Consider the following 1,323-nt stretch of genomic DNA (forward strand, 5'->3'; position numbering starts at 1 on the left):
CCCGGCAGCATCCGTCTGGCGAACCTGGACATTGGCGTAGGTGCCTTCGGCCAGCGTGAAGCTGCCGCCGGTGCCCGTCTGCCAGTTCTGGCCACCATCGGTGGTGAATTCCCAGGTTGCGCCGTCTTCCAGCCCGGTCACATCGATCTGGCCATTGCTGGTGATGCCGTCGTCATCAAGGATGCCGGTGTCATCCGTCAGGGCTGCAACCGGGGTGGCTACGCTGGCATCGACCGTGATCGGGCCAAGCAATGCAGGCTCGCCAGGGATGTTGTTTGCGGCGACCTGCCGGACCTGAACATCAGGATATGTTCCTTCGTCCAAATCGAACCCATCGCCTGTGCCAGTCAGCCAGTTTTGACCACCATCCAGGCTGTATTCGAAGCTTGCTCCGGCGTCCAAACCGGTAACCTGGACACGGCCGTTGTTGGTTATCCCATCCGCTGAAGATGCGCCGGTATCAAACTGAAGGTTTGCTGTCGGCTGTCCTGGTGGGTCTGTATCGCCATCGGCATCAGCGTCGGCATCGGCGTCTGCATCCGCGTCAGCGTCTGCATCCGCGTCAGCATCCGCATCGGCGTCACCGTCCGCATCAGCATCTGCGTCTGCATCAGCGTCTGCATCAGCGTCGGCATCCGCGTCAGCATCAGCATCAGCATCAGCATCCGCATCAGCGTCGGCGTCGGCGTCGGCGTCCGCATCGGCATCAGCGTCTGCGTCGCCGTCTGCGTCGGCATCAGCGTCAGCGTCTGCGTCAGCATCCGCATCAGCATCTGCATCAGCATCCGCATCAGCATCTGCATCAGCATCAGCATCAGCGTCAGCATCGGCGTCTGCATCGGCATCGGCGTCTGCATCAGCATCCGCGTCAGCATCTGCATCGGCATCAGCATCCGCGTCAGCATCGGCGTCTGCGTCAGCATCCGCGTCAGCATCTGCATCGGCATCAGCATCAGCATCCGCGTCAGCATCGGCGTCTGCGTCAGCATCAGCGTCTGCATCAGCGTCGGCGTCAGCATCCGCATCGGCATCCGCATCAGCATCAGCGTCCGCGTCAGCATCGGCGTCCGCATCAGCGTCGGCGTCAGCGTCCGCGTCAGCATCAGCGTCCGCGTCCGCATCAGCGTCCGCATCAGCGTCCGCGTCAGCATCTGCGTCGGCATCAGCATCAGCGTCCGCGTCAGCATCGGCGTCCGCATCAGCGTCGGCGTCAGCGTCCGCGTCAGCATCGGCGTCCGCATCTGCATCGGCATCAGCATCAGCGTCCGCGTCAGCATCGGCGTCCGCATCAGCGTCGGCGTCAGCGTCCGCGTCAGCATCGGC

The 1,323-nt window shown here is 63.3% G+C and carries 2 protein-coding genes; both read right to left on the minus strand.

Annotation, left to right across the window (positions count from 1 at the left end):
- Positions 1–402: hypothetical protein (locus GRI97_RS18490; protein ID WP_202392847.1), on the minus strand; the 402-nt coding region annotated here is incomplete at its 3' end.
- A 29-nt stretch (positions 403–431) separates the two neighbouring features.
- A partial coding sequence (locus GRI97_RS18135; protein ID WP_202392848.1) for a hypothetical protein occupies positions 432–1,323 on the minus strand: 892 nt, incomplete at its 5' end.

Origin of the sequence: Croceibacterium xixiisoli (assembly GCF_009827305.1) — a bacterium.
GTDB lineage: Bacteria > Pseudomonadota > Alphaproteobacteria > Sphingomonadales > Sphingomonadaceae > Croceibacterium_C > Croceibacterium_C xixiisoli.